This is a genomic window from Alcanivorax sp. IL2 (genome assembly GCF_047495475.1).
In the GTDB taxonomy this organism is placed as follows: domain Bacteria; phylum Pseudomonadota; class Gammaproteobacteria; order Pseudomonadales; family Alcanivoracaceae; genus Alcanivorax.
On sequence record NZ_CP179932.1, the window covers coordinates 1,446,921 to 1,473,295 of the forward strand.

At 60.9% G+C, this 26,375-nt stretch carries 22 protein-coding genes; 4 read left to right on the top strand and 18 right to left on the bottom strand.

What is annotated here, in order from left to right:
* Genes rlmH through ACMG4N_RS06810 form a run of 4 tightly spaced genes read right to left on the bottom strand, consistent with a single transcriptional unit; the run spans position 1 to position 2,756 of the window.
* Positions 1 to 471, bottom strand: a complete 471-nt coding sequence (rlmH, locus tag ACMG4N_RS06795; RefSeq protein ID WP_297770418.1) for a 23S rRNA (pseudouridine(1915)-N(3))-methyltransferase RlmH — start codon at positions 469 to 471, stop codon at positions 1 to 3.
* Complete coding sequence (gene rsfS / locus ACMG4N_RS06800; RefSeq protein ID WP_035250109.1) at positions 471 to 827, bottom strand: ribosome silencing factor; 357 nt, start codon at positions 825 to 827, stop codon at positions 471 to 473. The genes rlmH and rsfS overlap by 1 nt, the downstream gene beginning before the upstream one ends.
* Entirely contained in the window at positions 817 to 1,500 is a 684-nt protein-coding gene (gene nadD / locus ACMG4N_RS06805; protein WP_414433128.1) for a nicotinate-nucleotide adenylyltransferase, read from the bottom strand. Before nadD ends, rsfS begins: the two co-directional genes overlap by 11 nt.
* Positions 1,500 to 2,756, bottom strand: coding sequence for a glutamate-5-semialdehyde dehydrogenase (locus ACMG4N_RS06810; protein ID WP_297770421.1), 1,257 nt, complete (start codon positions 2,754 to 2,756; stop codon positions 1,500 to 1,502). The genes nadD and ACMG4N_RS06810 overlap by 1 nt, the downstream gene beginning before the upstream one ends.
* 496 nt (positions 2,757 to 3,252) lie before the next feature.
* On the opposite strand from ACMG4N_RS06810, the gene ACMG4N_RS06815 reads away from it, so the two are divergent.
* Positions 3,253 to 4,542 carry an alpha/beta fold hydrolase gene (locus ACMG4N_RS06815; RefSeq protein WP_297770423.1) on the top strand — a complete coding sequence of 430 codons (1,290 nt, stop codon included), beginning with the start codon at positions 3,253 to 3,255 and terminating at the stop codon, positions 4,540 to 4,542.
* A 148-nt stretch (positions 4,543 to 4,690) separates the two neighbouring features.
* Here ACMG4N_RS06815 and ACMG4N_RS06820 read toward each other — a convergent pair whose 3' ends face one another.
* The 4 genes from ACMG4N_RS06820 to leuS form a co-directional block, all read right to left on the bottom strand.
* Positions 4,691 to 5,548 (bottom strand): class I SAM-dependent methyltransferase, encoded by an 858-nt coding sequence (locus tag ACMG4N_RS06820; protein ID WP_414433129.1) that lies wholly within the window; start codon positions 5,546 to 5,548, stop codon positions 4,691 to 4,693.
* A 366-nt stretch (positions 5,549 to 5,914) separates the two neighbouring features.
* Positions 5,915 to 6,916, bottom strand: coding sequence for a DNA polymerase III subunit delta (gene holA, locus ACMG4N_RS06825; protein WP_297770428.1), 1,002 nt, complete (start codon positions 6,914 to 6,916; stop codon positions 5,915 to 5,917).
* Positions 6,916 to 7,425, bottom strand: coding sequence for an LPS assembly lipoprotein LptE (gene lptE, locus ACMG4N_RS06830; RefSeq protein WP_297770432.1), 510 nt, complete (start codon positions 7,423 to 7,425; stop codon positions 6,916 to 6,918). The genes holA and lptE overlap by 1 nt, the downstream gene beginning before the upstream one ends.
* 9 nt (positions 7,426 to 7,434) lie before the next feature.
* Complete coding sequence (gene leuS, locus ACMG4N_RS06835) at positions 7,435 to 9,882, bottom strand: leucine--tRNA ligase (protein WP_414433130.1); 2,448 nt, start codon at positions 9,880 to 9,882, stop codon at positions 7,435 to 7,437.
* 140 nt (positions 9,883 to 10,022) lie between these two features.
* Between leuS and ACMG4N_RS06840 the strand changes: the two genes are divergently transcribed.
* Positions 10,023 to 10,637, top strand: a complete 615-nt coding sequence (locus ACMG4N_RS06840) for a YdcF family protein (RefSeq protein WP_297770436.1) — start codon at positions 10,023 to 10,025, stop codon at positions 10,635 to 10,637.
* A 123-nt stretch (positions 10,638 to 10,760) separates the two neighbouring features.
* Here ACMG4N_RS06840 and ACMG4N_RS06845 read toward each other — a convergent pair whose 3' ends face one another.
* The 6 genes from ACMG4N_RS06845 to lnt all read right to left on the bottom strand — a co-directional run bounded on the left by ACMG4N_RS06845 (position 10,761) and on the right by lnt (position 18,433).
* Positions 10,761 to 12,506 carry a SulP family inorganic anion transporter gene (locus tag ACMG4N_RS06845; RefSeq protein ID WP_414433131.1) on the bottom strand — a complete coding sequence of 582 codons (1,746 nt, stop codon included), beginning with the start codon at positions 12,504 to 12,506 and terminating at the stop codon, positions 10,761 to 10,763.
* A gap of 2 nt (positions 12,507 to 12,508) precedes the next feature.
* Positions 12,509 to 12,937 carry a TIGR01244 family sulfur transferase gene (locus ACMG4N_RS06850; RefSeq protein WP_035249261.1) on the bottom strand — a complete coding sequence of 143 codons (429 nt, stop codon included), beginning with the start codon at positions 12,935 to 12,937 and terminating at the stop codon, positions 12,509 to 12,511.
* 37 nt (positions 12,938 to 12,974) lie between these two features.
* Positions 12,975 to 14,723 carry a SulP family inorganic anion transporter gene (locus ACMG4N_RS06855; protein ID WP_414433132.1) on the bottom strand — a complete coding sequence of 583 codons (1,749 nt, stop codon included), beginning with the start codon at positions 14,721 to 14,723 and terminating at the stop codon, positions 12,975 to 12,977.
* Between the two features lie 26 nt (positions 14,724 to 14,749).
* Positions 14,750 to 15,973 carry a lycopene cyclase family protein gene (locus tag ACMG4N_RS06860; protein WP_414433133.1) on the bottom strand — a complete coding sequence of 408 codons (1,224 nt, stop codon included), beginning with the start codon at positions 15,971 to 15,973 and terminating at the stop codon, positions 14,750 to 14,752.
* A gap of 12 nt (positions 15,974 to 15,985) precedes the next feature.
* Positions 15,986 to 16,852: an MBL fold metallo-hydrolase gene (locus ACMG4N_RS06865; protein ID WP_297770446.1), complete on the bottom strand. Its 867-nt coding sequence runs from the start codon at positions 16,850 to 16,852 to the stop codon at positions 15,986 to 15,988.
* Positions 16,853 to 16,945: 93 nt separating this feature from the next.
* Entirely contained in the window at positions 16,946 to 18,433 is a 1,488-nt protein-coding gene (gene lnt, locus ACMG4N_RS06870; protein WP_414433134.1) for an apolipoprotein N-acyltransferase, read from the bottom strand.
* Positions 18,434 to 18,619: 186 nt separating this feature from the next.
* On the opposite strand from lnt, the gene ACMG4N_RS06875 reads away from it, so the two are divergent.
* Complete coding sequence (locus ACMG4N_RS06875) at positions 18,620 to 19,996, top strand: B-box zinc finger protein (RefSeq protein WP_414433135.1); 1,377 nt, start codon at positions 18,620 to 18,622, stop codon at positions 19,994 to 19,996.
* 343 nt (positions 19,997 to 20,339) lie between these two features.
* Here ACMG4N_RS06875 and ACMG4N_RS06880 read toward each other — a convergent pair whose 3' ends face one another.
* Genes ACMG4N_RS06880 through ACMG4N_RS06895 form a run of 4 tightly spaced genes read right to left on the bottom strand, consistent with a single transcriptional unit; the run spans position 20,340 to position 24,060 of the window.
* Entirely contained in the window at positions 20,340 to 21,722 is a 1,383-nt protein-coding gene (locus ACMG4N_RS06880; RefSeq protein WP_414433136.1) for a rhomboid family intramembrane serine protease, read from the bottom strand.
* Positions 21,694 to 22,575 carry an HlyC/CorC family transporter gene (locus ACMG4N_RS06885; RefSeq protein ID WP_035249251.1) on the bottom strand — a complete coding sequence of 294 codons (882 nt, stop codon included), beginning with the start codon at positions 22,573 to 22,575 and terminating at the stop codon, positions 21,694 to 21,696. Before ACMG4N_RS06885 ends, ACMG4N_RS06880 begins: the two co-directional genes overlap by 29 nt.
* On the bottom strand, positions 22,575 to 23,084 hold the full coding sequence (ybeY, locus tag ACMG4N_RS06890; RefSeq protein ID WP_414433137.1) for an rRNA maturation RNase YbeY: 510 nt from the start codon (positions 23,082 to 23,084) through the stop codon (positions 22,575 to 22,577). The genes ACMG4N_RS06885 and ybeY overlap by 1 nt, the downstream gene beginning before the upstream one ends.
* Positions 23,056 to 24,060: a PhoH family protein gene (locus tag ACMG4N_RS06895; RefSeq protein WP_297770457.1), complete on the bottom strand. Its 1,005-nt coding sequence runs from the start codon at positions 24,058 to 24,060 to the stop codon at positions 23,056 to 23,058. Before ACMG4N_RS06895 ends, ybeY begins: the two co-directional genes overlap by 29 nt.
* A gap of 296 nt (positions 24,061 to 24,356) precedes the next feature.
* Between ACMG4N_RS06895 and ACMG4N_RS06900 the strand changes: the two genes are divergently transcribed.
* The gene (locus tag ACMG4N_RS06900; protein WP_414433138.1) at positions 24,357 to 26,357 is read left to right on the top strand and encodes a hypothetical protein; all 2,001 of its coding nucleotides are present in this window, start codon (positions 24,357 to 24,359) and stop codon (positions 26,355 to 26,357) included.
* Positions 26,358 to 26,375 lie beyond the last annotated feature (18 nt).

Sequence of the window (26,375 nt, forward strand, 5' to 3'; positions counted from 1 at the left end):
TCAGCGATGATAGGGGTGCCCGGTGAGCAGCGTCCAGCCCCGGTACAGCTGTTCGGCCAACAGCACCCGCACCAGCGGGTGGGGCAGGGTCAGGGTCGACAGGCTCCAGCGCTCGTGGGCGCTGGCGGACAATTGCGGGCACAGGCCGTCTGGCCCCCCTACCAACAGGACCAGATCCTGACCCAGATCTTTCAGTTCGCCCAGTTTACGGCTGAGTGCTGGGGTGTCCAGCGCTCGCCCGTTAACTTCCAGTGCCACGATTTTGGCGCCGGGGTACTTTTCCAGGCGTTTGCGGATGGCGTCAGCCTCGCTGCGAACCTGGCTGGCGGTATCCCCCTTGCTCCGTTTCGGCAGGGGGATTTCTTCCAGTTCCAGACGCATGTCCGGGGGCATGCGTTTCTGGTATTCGGCAAAGCCCTCGGTGATCCAGGCGGGCATGCGGGTGCCCACCGCCAGCAGGAAAAGACGCATTACTCTTTGCTTTCACGGTCCGGGTGATGCTGGGGATTGCGCCACAGGCGCTCCAGGTCATAGAACTCGCGGGTGGCGGGCAGCATCAGGTGCACGATGACATCGCCCAGGTCCACCAGAATCCACTCGCCGGTGTCCTGGCCTTCGCTGCCCAGAGGCTCGTGACCCGCTTCTTTTGCGGTTTCCAATACATTGTCTGCCAACGCTTTCACGTGGCGATTGGAGGTGCCGCTGGCAATGACCATGTTGTCGGCCACACTGGTGATTTCACGCACGTCCAGTTGGGTAATGTTCTGGGCTTTGACTTCTTCCAGTGCGTCAATAACCAGTTGCAGTAGCGGGGTGTCAGCGCTCATGAGGCCTCGTGTCTGATTCGGGGGAAGAGGATTTCGCCACATTATACAGATGGTGGCGGTGAATATGGGCAACAACTGCCGGCTCCAGGGCCGGGCAATCGCCTTTTTCTGCCAGCGCCTGACGAATGGCGGTGGCGGACACATCCAGAAACGGCCCATGCAGCATCAGGCGCAGACCGTTGGCGTGACGCATCAGGCGCTCGGGTTGCGTTTCCGGGAAGGTGGCCAGCACCGTGTCTGTTGCCTGCGGGCTATCCGGGCGCGGTACCACCGCCAGGTGGCACAGGCCTGTATAGTCCTGCCAGCGGTGCCAGTGATGCAGGCTGGCAAAGCTGTCGGCGCCGATCATGAAAACCAGCGGACGATTACCGATCTGCGCACGGTAGTGTTGCAGAGTCAGCAGGCTGTAACTGGGGCCGGATTGTTGCAGTTCCCAGTCGTCGGGAATCAGGCAGGGGTGGTCCGCGCAGGCCAGCTCCAGCATGGCCAGACGCTGTTCACCATCGGCCAGGGGTTGCGGGCGATGCGGCGGCACCGCGTTGGGGAGCAAATGCACGGGGGCATTGCCGAGCACCCGGGACACCGACCGGGCCGCACTGATGTGGGCCCGATGGACGGGGTCGAAGGTGCCGCCGAACAGCACCAGCGGTGTGGTGTCGTGAGTGGCGCGCACTACTGGCGGATGTGGCCGTCGCCCAGCACCACCCACTTCTGGCTGGTCAGGCCTTCCAGTCCCACCGGTCCACGGGCGTGGATCTTGTCCGTGGAGATACCGATTTCCGCGCCCAGCCCGTATTCGAAACCGTCTGCGAAACGGGTGGAGGCATTCACCATCACTGAGCTGGAATCCACCTCGGTGAGGAACTGCCGCGCCCGGGTGTAGTTTTCGGTGACGATGGCTTCGGTGTGGCCGGAGCTGTAACGGTTGATATGATCAATCGCCTCGTCCAGATCCTTGACCAGCTTCACCGCCAGAATCGGCGCCAGGTATTCCTCGCCCCAGTCGGCCTCGGTGGCTTCCTGGATACCCTCGACAATGCTGCGAACGTTCTCGCAACCGCGTAGCTCCACACCGGCATCGCGGTATTTGGCAGCCAGTTCGGGCAGTACCTGCTGGGCGATGGCGTTGGCCACCAGCAGCGTTTCGGTGGTATTGCAGGTGCCGTAGCGCTGGGTTTTGGCGTTGTAGGCCACGTTGATGGCCTTGGTAATATCCGCCTGGTCATCAATATAGGTGTGGCAGTTGCCATCCAGATGCTTGATCACCGGTACCCGCGCCTCATTGCTGATGCGCTCGATCAGGCCCTTGCCGCCTCGCGGTACGATAACGTCCACATACTCGGGGTGGGTGATCAATTCGCCCACCGCTGCCCGGTCGGTGGTTTCCACTACCTGTACCGCAGTATCCGGCAGTCCGGCTTCGCGCAGGCCCACACGGATGCACTCGGCGATGGCCTGGTTGGCGTTGATGGCTTCGGAGCCGCCACGCAGGATGGCCGCATTCCCGGATTTCAGGCACAGAGCTGCCGCATCAATGGTCACATTGGGGCGTGACTCGTAAATAATGCCGATGACACCCAGCGGCACACGCATTTTGCCAACCTGAATCCCCGACGGGCGATAGGCCAGGTCGGTTATCACACCCACTGGGTCGGCCAGAGCAATGATCTGTTCCAGGCCTTCCACCATGGCGTCAAAACGAGCCGGTGTCAGTTCAAGGCGATCAAGCAGGGCGGCATCCAGGCCGCTTTCGCGTCCCTTATCCAGATCCTGCTGGTTGGCTTGCAGTACCGCATTGCGGTGGCTGCGCAGGGCGCCGGCGATGGCAGCCAGGGCCTTGTCCTTGTCACCGGAACTGGCCCGGGCCATGGCGCGAGAGGCCGTACGGGCCTGTTCGCCAAGACGTTGCATGTATTGCTGGATATCCATAATTCTCAAAGCTGAAAGTGGTTAAAGAGCCTGTTTGCGATCTACACACCGCTGCGCCGGAGACCATTTTTTCGTCAGGTTGTGGCGCCGCAGATGCAGTGTAGTCCTTCTACATCAATCACCGGCAACGCAGGCTGGCGGAAAATGGTCCCGGCCCTTCGGGTTGCGCTGCAAATGGCGTCAGGCGGTGTTGCGGCCCTTGAGCTTGGCCCACCAGGCCCTGCGGCCCGCGCCTAGCCTGACGCCATTTTCAGCGGCAACGCAGTGGTGTCTAGACCACAAGCAGGCTCTGAAAGGTGGATTATAACGACAACCGGCTCTTTACGCTTGCACACAAATGGTGAAGAATTGAAAACCTTTGCTACACAATAGGGCCTAAATCCTTGATTTTGTGGTACGAATGTACTGTTTGTGTGGCGCAACACGGACTGCCTCATCCTGACGGGTAAAGGGTAGCCGATACAACAAGAAAAAACTTGAACGGAGCCAGACACTTATGGCCATTCGCTACCAGGAATATACCCGCTCCGCCATTAAAGCCGCCCCGTTTCAGCTCTGGGTAGGTCAGTGGCGTATTGATTACCTGGCGTTCTCGCATCCGGACAATGCCCACAAACCGCCGTTGCTGGTGGTGGGTGGTGCCTTCCAGAATTTTACCTCTTACAAATATTGTGTCGAACGCATCTACCAGGATTTTCCGGTGGTGCTGGTGGACCTGCCATCCCTGGGCAACAACACACAGATCGCCCCGGACCTCAGCATGGAGGATCTGGCAGACCTGCTTTACGAATTCACCTGTCAAACCGGCTTGAAAAAAGTGCACCTCATGGGGCTGTCGCTGGGCTCTGCGGTGGCCAGCACCTTTGCCTACAAGTATCCCGAGGCCACCGATAAGCTGATCGTGGCAGGTATCGTCACCCGGCCGCGCAAAAGCTGGCGCATGCTGGTGGAGGAATCTGTGCGAGTCCTGGAACAGGGTCGCATGGATGAGTTCAGTCAGGCAGTGGTGCTCTATCTGGTCAACTACGACAAGATGAAGGAAACCGGTATTACGCCCACCGCCCGCAAGCTGTTCTATCGGCAGATGAAGCGGCTTTCCGACAACGAGCGCGAGCGCTACAAGATCAATGGCCGCCGGCTGTTGTCCGTGGAAGGTCTGCTGGGCTATCCGGAGTGCGATACGCTGGTCACCACCGGTGAGTTCGACAGTTTTACCCTGCCCTGGGAAAACGCCTCTTTCGCCGAAAAATGTCCCAATGCCCAGTTCACCCTGATCAAGGGAGCGGATCATTTGCCGCAGCTGGAAAAGCGGGAAGTGTCCCTGGATCTGTTCTCCACTTTCCTGCGCGGCGAATCACTGGACACCGTGCAAGGTATCCGCCGTTTCGGCAAAGGCGAGTACAACCGCATCGAGCGGCGCCGTGCCGAGCGGTTGGTGCCATGCAACAATCATGGCCACGTGACCAGCGAATCCCGGGTGGGCGACCGCTTCCGGTTCAACAAGCCGGTGCAGGTGGTAGACATCAACTTCTTCGGCTGCCTGATCAAACTCAGCGAGCCCGGCTTCTCCATTGCCGACCACGCCCGTGACTGCACGCTCTACATGGAGAGTCCGGAGCTGAAACTGGAGCTGCTGGTATTCGATTACGATGGTGCCGGCTACCTGCGCTGCCTGTTCAAGCACGGCAACATCCAGGCGGCAGAACGTTTCACCGAGCTGCTGAAAAACGGCGAGTATTTTCTGCGCCAGGACAACGAGGGGAATGTGCATCGGATTTATGGATAAGCGGGAAGCAGTTAACAGTTAATAGTTAACAGTGAACAGCTCGCGAATTGTTTTCTCATGGCCGACAGCAAAGAGGCCGCGCCCAAATCATGGGCGCGGCCTCTTTCGTTTTGTTTCTCTTTTTTCGCTGTTAACTGTTCACTATTAACTATTCACTGCCCCTTACCGTCCCTTCCATGATCCTAACCATCGGATTGCCCCGCGTCTTCGGTATCGGTAGCTGATCGTAGTAGTCGGTCGGGTTGTGGATGGTCAGGCTGTGAAAGCCAAGGCTATGGAAATGATCCACGGCTTCCATGTCGGAGTGGAAGTGAAAGCCGACCTGGCTGCGGGACACGGTGCCCAGCATGTTCCCCAGTACCTTGAGGGTCCGGTAGAAGGGCATGCCTTTGTAGAGCGGGTAGTTATCTGTCAGGTAGGTGCCTTGGGGGAATGCTTCCAGGGCGCTGGCCAGTTTGCGCCAGAAGTCGGAAATCACCGCCAGCGGGAAGTAATTCACCAGCCCTTCGGTAATCACTACCACAGGTTTGCTCTGATCCAGCTGGGCCAGCACATGATCCAGACTGAGTTCCCCGTCTTCGGCGAAGATGTTGATAGGCTGTACGCGATGGCGCTCGCTCAGCACGCCGTGTTCTTTCAACAGTTGCTGCTTGCGCAGGGCCATGTCCGGCAGGTCGGTTTCGATGTAGGTAAGTTGCGGGTACTGCTCACAGAAACGGTGTCCCCGGGGTGACAGGCCGCAGGCGATTTCCACCACCTGGGTCACGCCGTCGTCGATCAGTTGATGCAGCCGGTGGTCGATCAGGTGGTGGCGCTGCAACAGAAAGGTGCGGATGTTGCCACCGACGATATGCCGGCCCACGTACTCGAAGGGGGCCAGGGCGCCATACAGGAAGGCACCGCCTTTGGTGCGGAAGAAGGGCGCGGAGATGCCGTCGCGGGTCCACACGTGGCCGGTGTAGAGGGCGGTAAAACTGATCGATGAAGTATCCCGGGGTTCACTCATTGTTGTTCTGGCTGGTTGTGACTGAGGCCTGACAGGCTAGCAGAATTATGCCATTGGGTGATGGCAATTTGTGCCAAATTGGTGGCGAGCGGTGCGGAGGTTGGGGTATTCGCGGTCGAACGACCGCTCCCACGATGGTGGTGGATATCACTGCGGAAATCGCCCGCAGGGCGATCAGGAATTACCGAACTCGACAGGTTTGGCTGATCGGCAAATACGCACCCGGAACAGGCGCCTGAATCGCGCCGCGAGCGACGCTCCTACGCCGACTTTCGGGGTGCAGTGCTATTGGTTGGCACTACTTCCCTGTCTTGTGTTGCCGTTTTTTCCGCTATTCACTGTTAATTATTAACTATTCACTGCTTTTCATCGTTCCATGCTACGCGGTAGCGGATGTCCTGCAAGGCGCAGTGCCAACGAGGTGATGTACTGCCAGGGGTCACCTTTGGCCATGCCCTTGACGCACTGGTCGGCGCGGATGGCGCTGGCCTGGGCGGCCTTCAGATGTTGCGGGTTGAGGCGCTGTGCCTGGGCTTGCATGGCGCGTACCCGCTGAGGGGGCAAGCGGGGTGGTGGGCCGCCGCTGAGCATGCCGTCGAGGATACGGATGTCGCGGCTCAGGGCCCATAGCAACACCGGCGGCTCCACACCCTCGGCGCGCAGGGTCTGAATGATATGCAGCACCCGCTGGGCATTGCCCTGGGCGGTGGCTTCGGTGAGATCGAAGGGCGAGTAGCGGCTGGAATCGCCCACCGCCTGCTGCACGTCTTCCGGTCCCACCTGGCCGTCTTCCACCAGCAGGGTCAGTTTGTCCACTTCCTGGGCGGCGGCCAGCAGGTTACCTTCGCTGCGTTCGATCAGCAGGGCCAGGGCGTCTTCGCTGGCACTGAGTCCGCGGCTGGCCAGGCGGTCCTGCAGCCAGTTGCGCAGGCCGGCGCCTTCCACCGGCCAGACTTCGATGACTGCACCGACCTCATCCAGGGCTTTGACCCAGGCGCTGTTCCAGTCCTTGCGACGGTCGAGTTTGGAGCAGCGGATCAGCAGCAGGGTGTCATCGGCGGGGCTGGCCAGAATGTCGCGAAGGATCTGGCTGCCGGCCTTGTCCGGGCGCTTGTCGTTGAGTACCAGTTCGAGAATCCGCCGACCACCGAACAGGCTCATGCTCTGGGATTCGTTGAGCAGGGAGTTCCAGTCGATACCGGTGTCGGAAGAGAAGCGATGACGTTCGTCAAAGCCCTGATCGCGGGCGGCGCGGCGCAGGTCGTCGAGCAGCTCGCCCTGTTGCAGCGGCTCATCACCGGCCACCAGGTAGGCGGGCAGCAGGCGATCCGCCAGGTGTTTGCCGAGCTGCTCCGGGCGCAGACGCATCAGTAGGTCTCCCAGCCCTCGGAGGCAGCGGCGATCTGGTTGATCAGCCGGTAGGCCATGTCCAGAAACAGGTCGTCACGGACCAGTTGCTCCTCGTCGGAGGAGGCGGTGGCGTTTTCCGGGTACCAGGGCAGGTTGCGCAGGGTCATCATGCGCGTTGGCGTGGTCAGCAGGGCGCCGCTTTTGCGGTCCTTGATGTGCCAGCGCAGGGTGTAGCGCAGTTCGATTTCCGCCTGGCGACCCTGGGCATCCACCGCCGAGGTGCGGCGCATCCAGTCTTCGTCATCGATGACCAGGATGTAGGGCGCCTCGTTGTGTACCAGCACGCCCTGGTCTTCCAGCTCGTCTTCCAGGGTGTAGCGCAGCTCCGTGGAGGCGCCACTGACCGTCAGGGTTTCCATGGACGGTGTGCTGGTGGTGCCACGCAGTTGCCAGCCGCAGGCACTGAGGACAAACCCCAGCACCAGCAGCAGGGTCAGACGGGATGTGGCGCGCAAGCTGGATGTCATAACCGCCTCTCAGTTGGCAACGATGTTGACCAGTTTACCCGGCACAACGATCACCTTGCGGATGGTTTTGCCGTCGGTGAATTTCTGCACATTGGGCTCGGTCTTGGCCAGGTTTTCCACGGTGTCCTTGTCGGCGTTGGCGGGGACCTCGAGCTTGGCGCGTACCTTGCCGTTTACCTGTACCACCAGTTCGAGACTGTCCTTCACCAGCGCGCTTTCATCCACCTGGGGCCAGGCGGCGTTCAATGCCGCCTCGTCGTGACCCAGGGATTGCCACAGGCTGTGGGAAGCATGGGGGGTAATTGGCGACAGTAGCAATACGGCGGCTTCCAGGGCTTCCTGGCGTACGGCGGCGGCCTGATCGCCCTGAGCGTCAAAGCGGCTCACCTCGTTGATCAGTTCCATCACCGCGGCGATGGCAGTGTTGAAGGTGTGGCGGCGATGGAAATCGTCGCTGACCTTCTGGATGGTTTCGTGGGTCTTGCGACGCAGGGCCTTGCCGGCGTCATCCAGAGAGGCCGGATCCAGGGTGCCCGCATTGCCAGCTTCCACGTGCTCGGCCACCAGGCGCCACAGGCGCTTGAGGAAACGGAAGGCGCCTTCCACACCGGAGTCGTTCCACTCCAGGGATTGCTCCGGCGGCGCCGCAAACATCATGAACAGGCGTACGGTATCGGCACCGTATTCCTCGATCATTTCCTGGGGGTCCACGGTGTTGCCCTTGGACTTGGACATCTTGGCGCCGTCTTTGAGCACCATGCCCTGACACAGCAGTTGCTTGAAGGGCTCGTCGGATTCCACCAGGCCGGTGTCGCGCAGCAGCTTGTGGAAGAAGCGCGAGTAGAGCAGGTGCAGGATGGCGTGTTCAATGCCGCCCACGTATTGATCGACGGGCAGCCAGTAGTTGGCGGCTGCCGGGTCCAGCATGGCCTGGTCGTTCTGCGGGCAGCAGTAACGGGCGTAGTACCAGCTCGATTCCATGAAGGTGTCGAAGGTGTCGGTTTCGCGCAGGGCGGGTTGACCGTCAAAGGTGGTCTTGGCCCACTCCGGGTCAGCCTTGATGGGGCTTTTCACGCCGTCCATCTCTACCTCGGTGGGTAGCACGACAGGCAACTGGTCTTCCGGGGTGGGGTGCAGTTCACCGTCTTCGGTTTCCACCATGGGAATGGGGGCGCCCCAGTAGCGCTGTCGGGAGACACCCCAGTCGCGCAGTCGATAATTCACTTTCTTCTCGCCCAGGTTGCGCTCGCTCAACCAGGTGGCGATGGCGTCAAAGGCCTCGGCGGAGGTCTTGCCGGTGAATTCCCCGGAGTTCACCAGTTTGCCTTTTTCGGTGAAGGCTTCGCTGTCCAGATCAATGGACTCACCATTGGCCGGTTCAATTACCTGCTTGATGGGCAGGCCGTATTTGCGGGCAAATTCGTAATCCCGCTGGTCATGGGCGGGCACGGCCATGACGGCACCGGTGCCGTAGCTCATCAGCACGAAGTTGGCTACCCAGACCGGGACCTGTTCGCCGCTGATCGGGTGAGTGGCGGTAAGGCCGGTGTAGATGCCTTTCTTTTCCATGGTGGCCATATCGGCTTCGGCCACCTTGTTGTGCAGGCACTCTTCCACAAAGTCCGCCACTTCGTGGTTGGCGGCAGCGGCTTTTTTCGCCAGCGGGTGAGCGGCGGCCACGGCCACGTAGCTGACGCCCATGAGAGTGTCCGGGCGGGTGGTGTAGACGCGCAGGGACTCTTCGCCCTGTATCGCGAATTCCATCTCCACCCCTTCGGAGCGGCCGATCCAGTTGCGCTGCATGGTCTTGACCTGTTCCGGCCAGCCATCCAGTTGATCCAGGTCGTTGAGCAATTCATCAGCGTAGTCGGTGATCTTGATGAACCACTGGGGAATCTCTTTCTGTTCCACCAGGGCACCGGAACGCCAGCCGCGGCCATCAATGACCTGCTCGTTGGCCAGTACGGTCTGATCGATCGGGTCCCAGTTCACCGTGGACATCTTGCGATACACCAGGCCCTTCTCGTAGAGCCTGGTGAAGAACCACTGTTCCCAGCGATAGTATTCCGGGGTGCAGGTGGCCAGCTCACGATCCCAGTCGTAGCCGAAGCCCAGGCGCTGCAGCTGCCCGCGCATGTAGTCGATGTTCTCGAAAGTCCACTTGGCCGGCGCCACCTTGTTCTTGATGGCGGCGTTCTCGGCGGGCAGGCCGAAGGCGTCCCAGCCCATGGGCTGCAGCACATTCTTGCCCAGCATGCGCTGGTAGCGGCTGATCACATCGCCGATGCTGTAATTGCGCACGTGGCCCATGTGCAGTCGCCCGGACGGGTAGGGGAACATGCTCAGGCAATAGAACTTTTCCTTGCCGGGCTCTTCGGTGACCTTGAAGCTTTGGTTATCCTCCCAGTACTGCTGGGCTTGGGCTTCGACTTGATCGGGGCGATACTGTGCGTCCATCGGCTCTCTACTGATCAAAAAAACTTACGGGAACATCGCGGTTGCGAAGGGGACATAGGATACATGAGCTCAGCCCGGATTTCTCACTGGTCTGCACCGCGAAAGTGTTGGCTGAATAATCACCGCAAACGGGAGTGCCGATGGCGTTGACCTACCTGGTGCTGCTGGTGCTGGTAGGGGGAACCCTGCCGGCAGTGGTCCGCAGCCTGTTGCCGCCCCTGCCGCGACGCAATACCGGGATTACTCCCCAGGCGGTAGTGGTACTGGGGGCCGGGCGGCGACAGCGTGATGGTCAGTTTTCCCTGACCACCCGTGGCCTGCGGCGGTTGCAGCTGGCCGCGGAGCTGGCCCATGAGCATGGTTTGCCGCTGCTGGTCAGTGGTGGCATCAGCACCACTCCCCATGCCGATAATGAGCCTTCCGAAGCACAGTTGATGGCGGACCTGGTGCGCCGACGCTGGCCGACCATGACGGTGCTTGAGGAAGGGCAAAGCCGTAATACCTGGGAAAATGCGGTGCACAGCGGCGAGCTGCTGGCCCAGCGTGGCATCGACGAGATCATGCTGGTCAGCGACCGGGCTCACCTGCCACGGGCTCTGCTGTGTTTTCAGAGCCAGGGGGTGCTGGCCCAGGCTGCCTGGCGCAAACGGTTGCCGAAACAGGAATGGGTGCCCTCCGCCGGGGCGTTATCCATGGTGCCGGAGATCTGGTACGAGTGGCTGGCGCTGGTGTGGTACCACTTGCGGTATCTATAGGGCGCCTGACGGAAAATCCTTGTGGGAATCGATGCTTGCATCGCGAAGAAGACCCGCCTGAGCAACATCTTCGCGATGCAAGCATCGCTTCCCACAAAAGAATACACCCTCGGACGCGGGGCATCAGGCGTCAGGCTCTTCCTCCCGCAAACTCTCCGGCGCCAGTACTTCCATAGCCTGATAGTGGCTCAGATATACCCTGCCGGTCAGCACCTTCTGAAAGTCGGTTTTTATCAGTACGTCCATCACCGGGCCCTTTACGTTAGACAGGTTTAGCGTCACCCCGGCGTTTTTCAATCGTTCGTTCAGGCTTTCCAGACTTTCCACGGCGCTGGCATCCAGATGATTGATGCCGGAGCAGTGCAGCACCACGTGCTGAATCTGCGGGTGGGCCTGGGCGTCGTCGTAGATACGGTCTTCCAGGGTGCGGGCATTGCCGAAATAGAGAGATTCGTCCACCCGGATGGATAGCACCTCCTCGGTGAGTTCAACGCTATGGCGATCCATGTTGCGAAAATGATGGGTGCCGGGAATGCGGCCCAGCTCGGCCACATGAGGCTGGCTGGTGCGCCACATGAACAAGGCCACGGAAAGTACCACCCCCAGCAATAAGCCACTCTGCACATTGATCAGCAGCACTCCGGCCAGGGTGGCAGCCATTGCCAGGGCATCCGGGCGACTGAATGCCCACAGATGTTTCAGCTCCGCCAGATTGATCAGTGGCAGGATGCCGACCACGATGATGGCAGCCAGGGCCGCCAGTGGCAGGTACTGGAACCAGCCGGTGAAAAACAGGGCCACCAGAGCGATGCCGATACCGGTCAGCAGGCCGGCCATGGGGGTGCGTGCACCGGCGTCGTAATTCACTGTGGTGCGCGAAAAACTGCCGGTCACGGCGAAGGCGCCGGACAGGCCGCTGCCGATGTTGGCCAGACCCAGCCCCATCAGTTCCCGGTTGGCATCCACCCGCTCGCGACGCTTTGCCGCCAAGGCCTGGGCCAGGGAAATGGATTCTACAATGCCGATCAGCGCCAGTAACGCGGCCGGGGTAACCAGGCTTTGCCAGTGTTCGCGGCCCAGCCCGGGCAGGGTGAAATGGGGCAGCCCCGGGGGGATAGCCCCGACCACGGCAAGGCCACGGCTATCCAGTGCCAGGGACACGGTGAGCAGGGTGGTGACCAGTACGGCCAGAATCGGTCCGCACTTGCTGATAAAGGCCACCAGCCAGCCGGGCAGTCGGGTGGCCTTGAGTGGGGCGGCCAGGTATTTCGGGATCAGCAGGCAGGCAATGGCGATCAGGCTGATGGCCAGTGTCAGCCAGTGAGTTTGCGCAAGCTGTTGCGCCAGGCTCAGTGCCAGTGTCACCAGTTCTTCGCCGGCGGCGTCGATGCGCAACAGGTGTTTGAGCTGACTGGCGGCAATGAGAATGGCGCAGCCGCTAATGAAACCGGTGATCACCGGGTGGCTGAGCAAGTTGGTGAGCCAGCCCAGCCGCAATAGGGCCATGGCCACCAGAAACAGCCCGGAAAGCAGCCCCATGCCGATGGCGGCCTGGATAAACAGTTGCGGGTCGCCCTGGGCCAAGGTGCCGGCAGCGGACGCGGTGATCAGTGAAGTGAGGGCGGCGGGGCCCACGGACAGGGTGCGACTGGTGCCGAACAGGGCGTAGAGAATCAGCGGCAGGATGCTGGCATAGAGGCCGGTTTGCGGCGGCATGCCGGCGAGCATGGCGTAGGCCAGACCCTGGGGAACCAGCAGGATGGTGACGATGATGGCAGCCAGGGTGTCCCCGGCCGCCTGCTCGCGGTTGTAGCTGGCGAGCCAGTCACTGGCCGGCAGCCAGCGAAACCGGCGGCCGGCATCGGCCATGCTTACTGGCCCCGGCGCTGGTCGAGTCGGTCGGCAAGCTGGCTCAGGTCATAGCCGGCCTGCTCGGCGGTGGCCAGGATGCTGGCGTTATCCTGCTCGTCCGCCTGGGTCAGAGCCCATAGGGTGGTGCAGCGAGTGCCGGTGCGGCAGAAGGCCAGTACCGGTTGCTCTGCCAGAGAAACGATGGCGTCAAAACCGTCGATGTCCACGTCGCTGATGTTATTGCCGACCACTGGTTGATGGGCATATTCAAGGCCAGCGGCTTCTGCCGCGGCGGCCAGCTCGGCGCTGCTGGGCTGGTCTTCGCTTTCGCCATCGGGGCGGTTGTTGAGGACGGTCTTGAACCCGGCCTTGGCCAGCTCGGCCATATCCTCAGGCTGCAGCTGCGGTGCCACAGACAGACTCTCGTTAAGGCGATTGATGGTAGCCATGAAAACTCCTTGCGAATGAACGCTCAGCTTAACCGTGTCAGACAGGGCTGCAAGGGGGAGCGGGATTTTCCTCGATGCTTTCCGGTGCCAGTGTGCGAACGGCCTGATATTGGGTGAGGAATATCTGACCGGTCAGTAATGCCGGCAGGGCGGTGTGTTGCAACTGGTCCATGACCGGCCCCTTGATTTCGGAAAGGTGCAGGCGGATACCGGCATCATCCAGACGTTGGTTCAGGCTCAACAGACTATCCACGGCACTGGCATCCAGGTGATTGATGGCGGTGCCCATCAGTACCACGTGTTCTGTTTGCGGACGCAGCAGTGCAGCATCGTAAATACGGTCTTCCAGGCCCCGGGCATTGGCAAAATACAGGGATTCATCGATACGCATGCTCAGCACACGGGGAGACACCCGTACCTGGTGACGCTGCACATTGCGGAAATGTTCGGTGCCGGGAACCTGGCCCACTTCGGCGACATGGGGCTGGTTGGTGCGCCATAGATAGAGCGCCAGGGAGGTGACCACCCCGGCCAGTACACCGGCTTCCACGCCCCAGCCCAGTACTCCGACCATGGTGATGGCCATGGCGGTGAAATCCAGTCGGGAGAAATGCCAGGTGTGTTTCAGCGCCGGAAGGTCCACCAGCGATAGCACAGCGACCACAATGGTGGCGGCCAGGGTTGCCTTGGGCAGGAAGGTGAAAGCGCCGGTCAAAAACAGCGCGGTGAGGGCAATGCCTATGGCGGTGAATACGCCGGCCATGGGGGTCTGTGCGCCGGCATCGAAATTCACCACGGAGCGGGAGAAGCCTCCGGTCACCGGAAAGCCGCCGCTGAAGGCGCTGGCCAGGTTTGCGCCGCCCAGCCCCATCAGTTCCTGGTTGGCATTGATGCGCTGGCGACGTTTGGCCGCCAGGGTCTGAGCAACAGAAATGGATTCCACAAAGCCGATCAGGCTGATCAGCAGAGCGGGCAGCAGTAGTGCCTGCCAGAGGTCAGCGTCAAATACAGGTAATGACAATGAGGGCAGGCCTTCTGGAATGTGACCGACAATCGCCATGCCGCGGCTATCCAGTTCCAGCATGGCCACGGCCAGGGTGGAACCCAGCACGGCGATGACAGGTCCTGCTTTACTCACCAGGTCGGACCAGAAGGCATTGAAGCCGAGTTTTTGCAGCAGCGGCTTGAGCGCCTTGCGCACCCAGAACAGGAAGGTCGTAACCAGCGCGCCGAGCACCACTGTGGGCCAATGGGTTTCAGGGAAATGCTGTGCGAGGGAGTGGCCAAGCTCTACCAGGTTATGGCCCGACAGGGGGATTCCCAGCAGATGCTTGAGCTGACTGGCGGCAATCAGCAGGCCGGAGGCACTGATAAAGCCGCTCACCACAGGGTGCGATAACAGATTGGCAATCCAGCCCAGTCGAAGCAGAGCCATCACCAGAAGAATGGTGCCGGACAGAAAAGCCAGAATAATAGTGGCTGCCAGGTATTGTTGACTGCCGGCCGTTGCTACCTGACTGGCCGCAGCAACAGTCATCAGCGATGCTACTGCCACCGGGCCCACCGCCAGGGTTCGGCTGGAACCGAGCAGGGCATAGACAACCAGTGGCAGGATACTGGCGTAGAGACCGACTTCCGGCGGCAGCCCGGCGAGCATGGCGTAGGCCAGGCTCTGGGGAATCAGCATGATGGTGACGATCACCGCTGCCACGCTATCCCGGGCAGCGGTCTCGCGGTTGTAGTGGGGCAGCCACTGGGCGGCGCCCAACCAGGCGGGCAGTTTCATCTTGCCATCCCTTATTGTGTCACGCGTCAGAGTTTGCCTGGCCTGGCCAGCCACTCATGGCCCTTTAGCATCAGCTCGAAGTAGATCTTTGGCATGGCATGACGTTTCAGCCACCACATACTCCGGCGCGGTACGGTGGGATCGAGCGGGAAGCTGGGTTGCAGTTTGCCCTGATAGCCAAATTCGGCCAGCACGACCTTGCCTTTTTCCACGGTCAGCGGGCAGGCGCCATAGCCTTCATAGCGAGCTGTCGGCGCACGATTTTCCAGCACCGCGCAGAGGTTCTCGGCCACCACCGGCGCCTGCTTTCGCACGGCGGCGGCGGTTTTGGCATTGCTGGCCCCGCAGGCATCGCCCAGGCTGAATACATTGGCAAAACGGGGGTGCTGCAGGGTGGCTTCGTCCACGGCGACCCAGCCGGCCTCGTTGGCCAGCTCGCTGTCGCGCACAAACTGTGGGGCCCGTTGCGGCGGTACCACATGCAGCATGTCGAAGGGCTCGGTGTAATCGGTGCTGGTGCCATCGCCATTGGTACGCCGGAAGGTGGCTTCGCGGGCCGGGCCATCCACGGCGATCAGGGTGCTATTGAAATTCAGATTGGCGTTGTAGCGCTTCACATATTCCATCAGTGGCGGCACAAAATCCGCCACGCCGAACAGTACGGCGCCGGCATTATGGAACTGCACATCAATGTTGCCCAGGGTGCCGGTTTCTTCCCAGTGGTGGCAGGACAGGTACATGGCCTTCTGCGGCGCGCCGGCACACTTGATAGGCATGGGCGGTTGGGTGAACAGAGCTCGGCCACGCTGCAGGTTTCGCACGCATTCCCAAGTATAGGACGCCAGTTCAAAGAGATAGTTGCTGGTAACCCCGTGCTTGCCAAGGCTGCTTTCCAGGCCCTCGATGGCGCCCAGGTTCAGCTCCAGTCCCGGCGCAACCACCAGAAACTGGTAATTCAGTAACTGGCCGTCTTCCAGAGTTACCCGGTTGTGCGTCGGCTCCATTTCAGTCACCCGGCTGCGCAACCACTTGGCACCGTTTGGGATCAGCTTGCCGGTGGCTTTGCAGGTATTGGCCGGGTTGAAACAGCCGCCACCCACCAGGGTCCAGGCGGGCTGATAGAAGTGGCGGTCGCTGGGCTCCACGATGGCCACGGACAGGTGCGGCTTGCGCTTGAGGATACTGGCGGCCACCGCAATGCCGGCGGCACCGCCGCCGATCACCACTACGTCCCACAGAGTCGGTGTCATGGTCATCGCCTCTTACAGTGCGTTCAGCGGAATTTTCAGGTAGCTAATGCCATTGTCTTCCTCGGGAGGAAGGTGGCCGGCGCGCATATTGATCTGCACCGAAGGCAGAATCAGTCGCGGCATATCCAGGGTGGCATCGCGTTTTTCGCGCATGCTGACGAACTCCTGCTCGGAAACGCCTTCGTGCACGTGGATATTGTGGCGACGCTGATCGCCCACGGTGGTTTCCCACTGGTATTCGCTGCGGCTTTCCGGCAGATAGTCGTGGCAGAGGAACATGCGGGTGTCGTCCGGCAGGGCCAGCAGCTTTTGCACGGACTGGTACAGGGTGCGGGCATCACCGCCGGGGAAGTCGCAGCGGGCGGTGCCATAATCCGGCATGAACAGGGTGTCGCCCACAAACACCGCATCGCCGATCACATGGCTCATGCAGGCCGGGGTATGCCCCGGAGTGTGAATGGCCCGCGCCTCAATGTTGCCGATCTTGTAGGTGTCGCCATCGGCAAACAGATGATCGAACTGACGGCCGTCACGAGCGAACTCGGTGCCGGCGTTGAAGACCTTGCCGAAGGTGTCCTGCACGGTGCGTATATGCTCGCCGATGGCCAGCTTGCCGCCCACTTGTTGCTGGATCCAGGGTGCGGCGGAAAGATGATCCGCATGCACATGGGTTTCCAGCAACCAGTCTACGGTAAGGCCTTCCTGTTTGACGTAGGCCACAATCTGGCGGGCACTGTCATGGTGGGTACGTCCAGCTTTGGGGTCGTAGTCCAGCACCGAATCGACAATGGCGCAGTGCCGGGTTTGCGGGTCTGTCACCACATAGCTGACGGTGTTGGTGTCGTTGTCGAAAAAGGCTTTGACGGTTGGACGAGACATGCTTGTTCCCTCCTGTGACTGGGCAGCGTTCATGCACAGTTATAGAAGGGCATCAGGGGAAAGTCAAATTAGTAATAAGCTTATACTTAAAAGTTATATAAAGGGTTGCTTCTTCTTCCTTCCCAGCATTGCGGGCAGCAACAACAGCACCGAGAGCACCAGCCAGGGCCAGACGCCCAGAGCCATAAAGGGTGTGATGCCGGTACGTGGCTGGTACTGGCTGTAAAGCACATCACGCTCGAACTGGGGCAGGGCGTCCACGATCCGGCCCTGGTGGTCGATCACGGCGGTGACCCCATTGTTGGTGCCGCGCAGCAGCCAGCGCCCGGTTTCCAGCGCCCGTAAACGGGCCATCTGGAAATGCTGAAGCGGCCCGGCGGAGGTGCCGAACCAGGCGTCGTTGCTGATGGTCACCAGCACATCGGCATCATGACTGCGGCTGGCGACCAGTTGCGGGTAGAGGATCTCGTAGCAGATAAAGGGGGCCACGGTATGGCCCATGGCCTGCAGGTTGGGCTGACTGGGGTCCCCCGGCGTAAAGCCGGACATGGGCAAGTCGAAGAAGGGGATCAGGCCGCGAATCAGCGATTGCATGGGGACGTATTCACCAAAGGGCACCAGCTTCTGCTTGTGGTAAACCCGCTCGCTGCCGTTCTCATTATCGCGAAGCGGAATGGCAGCGATGCTGTTGCGATAGGTAATGCCGGCGTCGCTGACGCTGCGCCAGGGAATGCCGGTAATCAGGGCGCCGTTTCGGTCTGCCAGTTGCTTGCCCTCATCCTCGATAAAATCGGTAATGGTCTGGTAGAACTCGGTCATGGCCGATTCCGGCCACAGCACCAGGGTGTCGGCGGGAATCTCCCGGGTCAGCTCGTGATAGATACGGCGCGTCTCGTCGCGCATGGAAATCTGCCACTTCAGGTCCTGGGGAATATTGCCCTGCACCAGCGCCACTTTCTGTTCCGGGCCGTTGGCGTGGGTGAACGTGAGGAAATGGCCGGCAGTGGCGGCGATCAGCACCAGCACTGACAGGCCGGCGGCTACCCAGCGGAGGGTGCCGGGCTGGCGAAGCTGAATCAGGGTGGCGCTGAGCAGCACCGTGGCCAGGGTCAGCAGCCAGACCCCGCCCAGTGGCGCCAGGCTGGCCAGCGGGGTATCGATCAGGCCATAACCGGCATACAGCCAGGGAAAGCCGGTGAGCAGCCAGCCGCGCAGCCAGTCCAGCAGCAGCCAGATACCGGTGAACACCAGTGCCGAGCGCCCCAGTCGCCAGCTCAGGGAAAACGTCAGGCCGTAGAACAGGGCCAGAAAGGCGGCGAAAATCGCCGTAAAGGGAATCGCCATCCATAGCGGCATGAAGCCATAGTCATGCATGGAGACATGCACCCAGGACACGCCGAAGCCGAACATGCCCAGGCCATAGAGCCAGCCGCGCAGGAAGGCTTCCTTGCCGGAGCCGGCCTGCTGCTGGCACCAGAAGCCGGCGGCGACACTGACAAATAGCAGCGGCCACAGGTCATAGGGGGCGAAGGCAAGGGGGAAAAGCAGGCCGGCAATCAGGGCCAGCAGACGGTGGCGCATGGAATTCCTCGTTTCATGATGGCGAGCAGGCCGCCTGGCTGATACGGCTAGAGTCGCTGCAAAAATACGAATAAAGTATCAATCACAACCAATAATCAAACCCGCCCTGCCAGTCGTTGGATGCGGGGCGCCGGTAGGGGGCCGTCAGGGTTGGCCGCTACCTTGTGAATGCTTGGGGGCATCATAGTGAATCGCTATTGCAAGTACCATCCGGGGACGCAAGCGCTGTGGTATTGCAGCCATGATGGATTGCATCTGTGTCAGCAATGTGTGGATGGCCGCAATGACAGCCTGATAGAGGCCCGTTGCCTGCTCTGCAACCAGGAACTGGAAAGCAGTGAGCAGGGACAGGGTGGCCCTCTGTGGCGGCAACTGGATCGTTACCTGCGCTACCCGTTTACCCCTGTGCTGTTACCGCTGCTGGTGGTGTGGGCGTTGTTGGCGTCGCTGGTGCCACCCTTGCCGGTAATGGTGCCGGTGGTGGTGTTGGCAGGGCTGCCGGCCTGGGGCTTTGCCCGGGCGGTGATGACCTTGCGCAGCCATCCCGGTAAAGCCCGCAAAAGTCATACTCCAGGCTGGGATTGTCTGTCTGATATGGTGGGCTGGAAGGCAGCGTTGTTGCAGGCTTTGCCGGCCCTGCTGGTGATGGTGCCGGCCGGGTTTGTGTTGGTGATGGTGTCGGTGCCGGTGGGGTTGCTGATCGGTGCTGTCGGCCTGTTGTTGGTGCCGGCTTTCTGGCTCGCCATTCAGGCCCAGGGACCGGAACCTGGCTCCTATGCGGCGGCACTGACCTATATCTTCTCCGCACCTCGTGATTATGCGGTGGCTGCTGTTCTGGCATCAGTGGGGTGGCTGTTGGGTGTGGCGCTGATTGCCGTGGCCGTGGATGTGATGCCGCTACCTCTTGCCCAGGGGCTGGCCGGGGCGTTAGCGGCACTCTGGTGGCTGGCCCTGGCCTGCCTGTGCGGTGATATCCTGGCCCGTCATGGACGTCTTTGGGGGCTGGATCAGGGAGGCAAGAAAGTCACCGCGTCGCTGGAAGAGCGGCGCCAGCGGGTACAGCTTTGTGCCGGGCGCTTTGACAAGGTGTTGCTGAGCACAGCCAAAACCCTGAAGAACAAAAAGGCCACCGTGGCGGACTGGCAACGTTATGACCGGCTGCTGGATATTACCGACCGGGAGGATGAGCGCCGCACCGCCGCGCCGTCCTATCTGGAAATGCTGGTGGTGTCCGGTGCCTGGACCGAGGCGCTGGCGTTGCTGGCCCGTCAGCGGGAGATGGAACCAACCTGGTTACCCGCATCGCCCTCTCTGCGTCTGGCCCTGGCCCGGGGTACCCATGAACAGGAGCCGAAAGTCGCCGTGGGGCTGCTCAAGGATCTGCATGATCGGCACCCGGATTTCAGCGAGTTGGGTGACGCCTATCTGTTACTGGCAAAGATTCTTGCCGAGCAATTCGGACTGGCCGGCAAGGCGGAGCAGTACCTGCGCTTTGTGGAAAGCCAGTGCCGGGATGCGAAACTGCGCAAGCAGGTGGCGGACTACCGGGCGGCGTGGGGGTAGGGCTACGAGCTACGCTTGTAGGGATAGGGCAAGGGCCAAAAAGTTCCTCAAGCTCCGAGATATCTACGAAGCTGCTGTAGGAGCCCATGCTTGCATGGCGAACCGCGCTTGCGCGGAAATCGGCCGCAGGGCGATCAGGAATATCAGGGCTCGACAGGTTTCAGAAAAGAATGGCGGTTAGGTTGATCTTTGTCGTCTCGCTACGCTCGGTTCGCCATGCAAGCATAGCTCCTACATGAAAGACGCCAAACACCGCTAAAACTCAATTGCGCCGCCAACGAAGCTTCTACAAGAAGGTTGGGGATAATATCGCGCGTTGCAGCTTGTCGCTTGAGGCTTGCTGCTATGATTCAAGCGCCTTGGCCCGGTGCCCCAGTCCTTCCCGATGGAGTGCATCGCGCAGGGCCTGCAGGGCAGGTTTGCGGGTGTCGTGGTGATCCAGGCTGGCGGCCAGAGCCTCTGCCTGGGCAAATTCACCGGCCAGAGTCAGGGTGGTTACCAGGTGCCAGCCAACGGATGGAGGTAAGTCGGCTCCCTGCTGCTGGCGGAACTGCTGCCAGCAGCCGACAACTTGTTGGGCTTGTCCCTTATCGTTGGCCGGGTGGGCAAACAGGCGATGGGCGATGTCGATCCAGCCGTTGCTGTCCTGGCCCATGCGGCGAGCATTGAACAGGCCGGTTAGAGCATCAAAGTGATCCCGCTGCCGGTCCACTACTTGCTGAAAGGCGTCGCTGGCAGCGTCAGCCTGTAGTTGGGCGAGGGCATCCCAGCCCCGTTGGAGTGCCTGCTGATCCTGTGGGTCCGCAGGGGTGGCCGTTTCAATGCTCGTGGACGGTTCCGCTGGGCGCATGACCTGGATCAGCAGGATACCGCCGACGAGGGCCAGTACGCCGGCGGCCAGATTGGCCATGGCCGGCTGGCTTTGCCATGCCAGTAACCCGAGCAGTGTCAGAGGGATCGCCGCCAGAGCCGGGGTGGGAAGGGGAATCCGTATCCATTCCTTGCCGGGTAACCAGACGGATAGGTTGGTGCGCCAGCCCTGCAGGCCGAGAAAGGCCCCGTACCAGACCATCAGCGCAGCAGTAGCACCATGGAACGGCATTTGCCCTGGCCGCGCCAGCAGCAGGTAGCCGCCCCCGGCCAGCAGGGTGCCGAGTAGCCAGAGCGTCAGTACCCGGCCATGGCCGAGCTGACGTTCCAGCGGTGATGCCAGTGGCACCAGGAGAAGCACGGCGAGTGCAGTCAGCCACAGGGAGCCACCGGTAAGCGGTGCGGTAAAGAAACGGGCCGGACGTGGGAGGCTGTCGGCTAACCCCCAGCGGTACAGGTTGCTGACGGCAAGCTGCTGGGGCGCTTGCTGGCGCAGCGCTTTCCATTGTTCTATCTGGGCCGGGGACCAGAAGTCCCGGGCGCGCTGGTCGCTGTCTTTAACGAAGGCGGGGGACAGCAGCGCGGCGCTGTAGGCGTGAACATCGCCGCTTGCCAGTTGCTGTTCCAGCTGGCCAGCCAGTTCGCCGTGCCCGTTGAAGCGCAGCCAGGACAGGTAGTTGTCCCATTCCAGGGTTTTCAGGCCGCTGTCGGCATACCAGCCTAGCGCTGGCTGGGGTGCCTGTGCCGTATTGAACAGGGCTCCCAGTAGCAGGGCAAGGGCAATCACGGCCATTACCCAGGGAGCCTTCAACAGGGTTTTGACGGTGTCAGCTTTCGACCTCTGTGGCAGTGGCATCCTGGTTTTCCCCCGGCGGTGTGACCCGCAGCAATCTTATTGTTCTGCCGTCGGCGCTGAGCACGGTGAAGAGATAGCCATCCAGTTCCACGCTTTCATCGCGGCCGGGCAAGCGGCCGAATTTCTGCATGACCAGACCGCCGATAGTGTCGAATTCCTCATCGCTGAACTGGCAGTGAAAGTGCTCGTTGAAATCATCGATGGGCGTCAGCGCCTTGACGGTGTACTCCTGATCATCCAGATCCTTGATCAGGTAGTCTTCTTCTTCCACGTCGTGTTCGTCTTCAATTTCGCCGACGATCTGTTCCAGTACATCTTCGATGGTGACCAGCCCGGCCACGCCGCCATATTCGTTGACCACGATGGCCATGTGATTGCGGCTGATGCGGAATTCGCGCAGCAGTGAGTCGAGCCGTTTGGACTCGGGTACCACCATAGCAGAGCGAATATGATCCTTGATGGCGAAACGGTCCATGCGGGCCGGATCGAGGATTAACGGTAGCAGGTCCTTGGCCAGCAGGATGCCGATCACTTCATCCGGGTCGTCGCCGAGTACCGGGAAACGGGAGTGGGCGCAATCAATGATGGTGGGCAGGAAATCCCGCGGGTCGGAGCTGGCCTTGATGCTGACCATCTGGGAACGCGGAATCATGATTTCGCGTACCTGCATGTCGGCGACACAGACGGCGCCTTCGATAATGCCCAGGGTGTCCCCGTCGATAATGTGGGAATCGCGCATGGAGCGCATCAGGTCCAGCAGTTCACTCCGGTCGCCAGGCGTGGAGGAGAAAAACTGGCCGACACGCTCCAACCAACTTCGGCTGGTACCGTTATCCGAATAGTCGTCCGACATCAGGGGTGAAGCTCCGTATTGGTGTGTGGCTCAATGTTGTAAGGGTCGGCAAAACCCTGTTCGTTAAGGGCGCGGATTTCCATGGCTTCCATGATCTGCGCGTCCTCGTCATCAATGTGATCGTAGCCCAGCAGGTGCAGTACACCATGGGTGACCATGTGGGCCCAGTGGGCCTGCAGGGTCTTGTTCTGTTCAGCGGCCTCCCGGCGTACCACCGGGGCACAGAGAATGATGTCGCCGAGCAGCGGCTCCATGGCATCTTCGGGAAGGCCTTCTGGCATTTCAAACGGGAAGGACAGCACATTGGTGGGCTTGTCCTTGTCGCGGTAGTCCCGGTTGAGGGTGCGGATTTCGTCTTCATCGACGATACGCAGGGTGATGTCGCCGACCACGCCGCCGGCTACCTGGGCGGCATGGCGCACCCAGTCGCATAACCGGGATTCGTCGGGGGCGTCCGGGGCGTCGCTGGCCCACTGGATATCAACGCTGGGTGTCGGTATCCCGTTCATGGCGGTCGTAGGCCTCTACAATACGTTGTACCAGCGGGTGGCGAACCACGTCGCGGCTGTCGAATCGGGTCACGCCGATCCCTTTTACGCCGTCCAGCACTTCCAGTGTATTCACCAGGCCGGAGCGTTGATGGCGGGGCAGATCCACCTGGGTTACGTCCCCGGTGATCACGGCGCGGGTCCCGAACCCGATGCGGGTGAGGAACATCTTCATCTGTTCCGGGGTGGTGTTCTGGGCTTCATCCAGAATCACGAAACTGTTGTTCAGGGTTCGCCCGCGCATGTAGGCCAGCGGTGCCACCTCAATCACCATGCGATCCATCAGCTTGGCCACGGTTTCAAAGCCGAGCATTTCGTAGAGGGCATCGTAGAGAGGGCGTAAATAGGGGTCGATTTTTTCTGCCAGGTCGCCGGGCAGAAAGCCCAGCTTTTCGCCGGCCTCAACCGCCGGGCGTACCAGCAGAATCCGTTGAATTTCCGCTTTTTCCAGCGCATCCACGGCGCAGGCTACGGCCAGCCAGGTTTTGCCGGTGCCGGCCGGGCCGACGCCGAAATTGATGTCGTGTTTGCGGATCTGTTTCACATACTCGCGCTGGTGAGCGCCACGGGGCTTGATGCGAACCCGCTTGGTACGAACGACAACGTCATCGCTGGGGAACGCCACGGTGTTGTCAGTGCTTTTTGCTGCGCTATGGTCGGCCACGTTGGACTGTTGCAGCTGCAGATGCACCATTTCCGGCGTCAGGTCTGTGCCATCGCGGGTCTGATCATAGAGCTCGTAGAGGATTGACCCGGCGGCGTCCACGGAGGCGGATGGCCCTGCCAGATGAAACTGGTTACCACGATTGTGGATATCCACATGCAGGCGCTGGGCTATCTGCTTGATGTGCTCGTCCAGATGGCCGCAGAGACTGGCCAGGCGACGGGAATCGTTGGGTTCGAGGCTGATGTGCTGAGAAGCGAGTGGTGTGTCCAAGATGGAAAACGTGGCCCCTCGGGCTGTTGCGGAGAGTTTCAGAATACCCCGAAGCGTGTTTTCGGGGAAGAAAAATTACCCGCGCAGCCTAGCCCCGGAGGGTGGCGGGCCGCAAGCGTTGATGGCGGGGTGTCGGACAACCGGTAGGGCGGCACGATCTCAGAGGTGGTTACCTTTTAAGCGAGAATCATTACGCCTTGTTACATCCGTTTCTTTGCGGTGGCGGTATCAAAAGTAGGGCGAGTTGTCCTGACTGACCGGCAAAAAGCCGGCATTGCTATCCAAGGAGAGATGAGATGAATGTGAATGGCAAAGGTTTGCTGTGGCTGTCGCCACTGGCCGTTGCGGTAACGCTGGCAGCCTGTGGGGGTAATGGCAGCGACCGATCCCTGATCAATTCCCCTGGTGTGGCCCAGGGGCCGTCATTGCTGGTGATGCACAATGGTAGTGGTAATGCCGGCCAGATCGACCGCCTGAATGCTGGCCTGGAAGTGCAAGGGACTTTCAATGCGGATGCCAATGAAGGCATTGCGCTGGACCTGCTGGGCAATCTCTACGCCGCCAACGACAGTGCCGGGGCTCCCAGCACGTTACAGGTTCTGCACCAGCTGGCTGAGCGAACCGACGGCTCTGCGGCGGTGCCCACTCTGGACCGTAGTGTTGCGGCACCGGGTTCCATGACGCTGAAAGGGATTGCCATCGCCCATGAAGCCGGGCTGGTCATGGCAGCCAATATCGGCGGCAATAGTGTCGAAGTCTACGGCACTGCAGCGGGAGAAAGTGCCACGCCCCTGGCCAGTACCGCCCTGTCAGGCAATACCTGGGACCTGGCCTACGACGAAGCGGCGGATCGTTTGTTCCTGGCCATGACCAATGGCACCGTGATGGTGGTGGATGACTATGTCGCGGGAGGTTTTATGTCGACCCCCGCCCGGGTGATTACCCCGGATACGGCAGGTACCGTCTCCAATATGCATGGCATCGCCTATCGGGCTGACTCTGACACCCTGGTGGTCAGTGATGTGGGTGATGCTGCGGTGGCGGATGATGGCCAGCTGTATGTGATCGAGAATGCGTCCACTGCCGATGGCACAGTGACGCCTGCACGGACCCTGGCCGGCCCGGCGACCAAGCTGGGCAACCCGGTGGACCTGGTGCTGGATGGCAACACGGTTTACATCGCGGAAAAATCCAACGATGCCATTCTGGTGTACCGCAACGTGTTTTCCGGCGGTTCAGGGGACATCGCGCCGAACCGGGTCGTCGATAGTATCAAACCGGAATCCCTGGCCATTATTAATGGGTCCGATTTGCAGCCGGGCCTTTCCGATATCGATATCGCCGGGACCACCTTCACTGGCGTGGCGGTAACCAGCAATCCGCCGGCCGCTCCAGGCGACCCGGATGTGGTGGTACTGGACCTGGATCTGGGCGCCATGCAGCGCGGCTTTTCCACAAATCAGGATCGCGAAAGCCTGGCATTCAACCAGTTGGGCGATGCCTATATTACCTACGACTCTGGCCTGGCTGTGATCAACCGCCTGGCGACGGATCGCGATGGCGAGATGTTCTCTGTGAGTCGTGACCGGGTGATTGAAGGCGCGAGCACCGGCCTGATGGCACCGAAAGGCTTTGATGTGGCGGACTCGCTGGGCTGGGTGCTGGTCACCGATAACGGTAACCCGTCCGTGCGGGTGTTCGGCGCCCAGGCCGGTGGCGATGCCGCTCCCTTGTTCACCACCAGCCTGTCCGTGGCGCCCTGGGATCTGGATTACGACCCGGATTCCGATCAGCTCTTCGTGGCCCTCACCGATGGCACGGTAGCGGTCTTTGACAGCTACAGCACGGCGCGTGGCAGCGCTGGCCCTGACCGGGTGATTACCCCTGCCGAGGCGGGTGTGGCGTTTACCGCCCCGACCAACCTGCATGGCATTGTCTATGTGGCAGAAACCGACCAGCTGATCCTGTCGGATGTGGGGAGTGGCGCTAACCCTACCGACGGCAAGTTGTATGTGCTGGACAACGGCTCCACCGCTGACGGCATCACCGATGTCACTGTAAATATCGATAACGGCGACAACGGCACGGTGGGCAACACCCAGCTCGGTAATCCGGTGGATATCGCCTTTGATGGCGAGCACCTCTATGTGGCGGAGAAATCCCAGGGCATGGTGCTGCGCTTTGACAATATCCTGGATTCTGCCGGTGGTGACGTAACGCCTTCGCAGACCTGGATGCAGTCGTCGCCGGAATCGGTGTCGCTGATTGCGGATTATCTTGGCCGCGCGCCGGAGTAAGCACGGGGGAGCGCTTTT

Excerpts from the sequence above, each read along its gene's own strand:
- rlmH (WP_297770418.1), bottom strand. The coding sequence starts at position 471 with ATGCGTCTTTTCCTGCTGGCGGTGGGCACCCGCATGCCCGCCTGGATC.
- rsfS (WP_035250109.1), bottom strand. The coding sequence starts at position 827 with ATGAGCGCTGACACCCCGCTACTGCAACTGGTTATTGACGCACTGGAA.
- ACMG4N_RS06810 (WP_297770421.1), bottom strand. The coding sequence starts at position 2,756 with ATGGATATCCAGCAATACATGCAACGTCTTGGCGAACAGGCCCGTACG.
- ACMG4N_RS06815 (WP_297770423.1), top strand. The coding sequence starts at position 3,253 with ATGGCCATTCGCTACCAGGAATATACCCGCTCCGCCATTAAAGCCGCC.
- ACMG4N_RS06820 (WP_414433129.1), bottom strand. The coding sequence starts at position 5,548 with ATGAGTGAACCCCGGGATACTTCATCGATCAGTTTTACCGCCCTCTAC.
- holA (WP_297770428.1), bottom strand. The coding sequence starts at position 6,916 with ATGCGTCTGCGCCCGGAGCAGCTCGGCAAACACCTGGCGGATCGCCTG.
- lptE (WP_297770432.1), bottom strand. The coding sequence starts at position 7,425 with ATGACATCCAGCTTGCGCGCCACATCCCGTCTGACCCTGCTGCTGGTG.
- leuS (WP_414433130.1), bottom strand. The coding sequence starts at position 9,882 with ATGGACGCACAGTATCGCCCCGATCAAGTCGAAGCCCAAGCCCAGCAG.
- ACMG4N_RS06840 (WP_297770436.1), top strand. The coding sequence starts at position 10,023 with ATGGCGTTGACCTACCTGGTGCTGCTGGTGCTGGTAGGGGGAACCCTG.
- ACMG4N_RS06845 (WP_414433131.1), bottom strand. The coding sequence starts at position 12,506 with ATGGCCGATGCCGGCCGCCGGTTTCGCTGGCTGCCGGCCAGTGACTGG.
- ACMG4N_RS06850 (WP_035249261.1), bottom strand. The coding sequence starts at position 12,937 with ATGGCTACCATCAATCGCCTTAACGAGAGTCTGTCTGTGGCACCGCAG.
- ACMG4N_RS06855 (WP_414433132.1), bottom strand. The coding sequence starts at position 14,723 with ATGAAACTGCCCGCCTGGTTGGGCGCCGCCCAGTGGCTGCCCCACTAC.
- ACMG4N_RS06860 (WP_414433133.1), bottom strand. The coding sequence starts at position 15,973 with ATGACACCGACTCTGTGGGACGTAGTGGTGATCGGCGGCGGTGCCGCC.
- ACMG4N_RS06865 (WP_297770446.1), bottom strand. The coding sequence starts at position 16,852 with ATGTCTCGTCCAACCGTCAAAGCCTTTTTCGACAACGACACCAACACC.
- lnt (WP_414433134.1), bottom strand. The coding sequence starts at position 18,433 with ATGCGCCACCGTCTGCTGGCCCTGATTGCCGGCCTGCTTTTCCCCCTT.
- ACMG4N_RS06880 (WP_414433136.1), bottom strand. The coding sequence starts at position 21,722 with ATGCCACTGCCACAGAGGTCGAAAGCTGACACCGTCAAAACCCTGTTG.
- ACMG4N_RS06885 (WP_035249251.1), bottom strand. The coding sequence starts at position 22,575 with ATGTCGGACGACTATTCGGATAACGGTACCAGCCGAAGTTGGTTGGAG.
- ybeY (WP_414433137.1), bottom strand. The coding sequence starts at position 23,084 with ATGAACGGGATACCGACACCCAGCGTTGATATCCAGTGGGCCAGCGAC.
- ACMG4N_RS06900 (WP_414433138.1), top strand. The coding sequence starts at position 24,357 with ATGAATGTGAATGGCAAAGGTTTGCTGTGGCTGTCGCCACTGGCCGTT.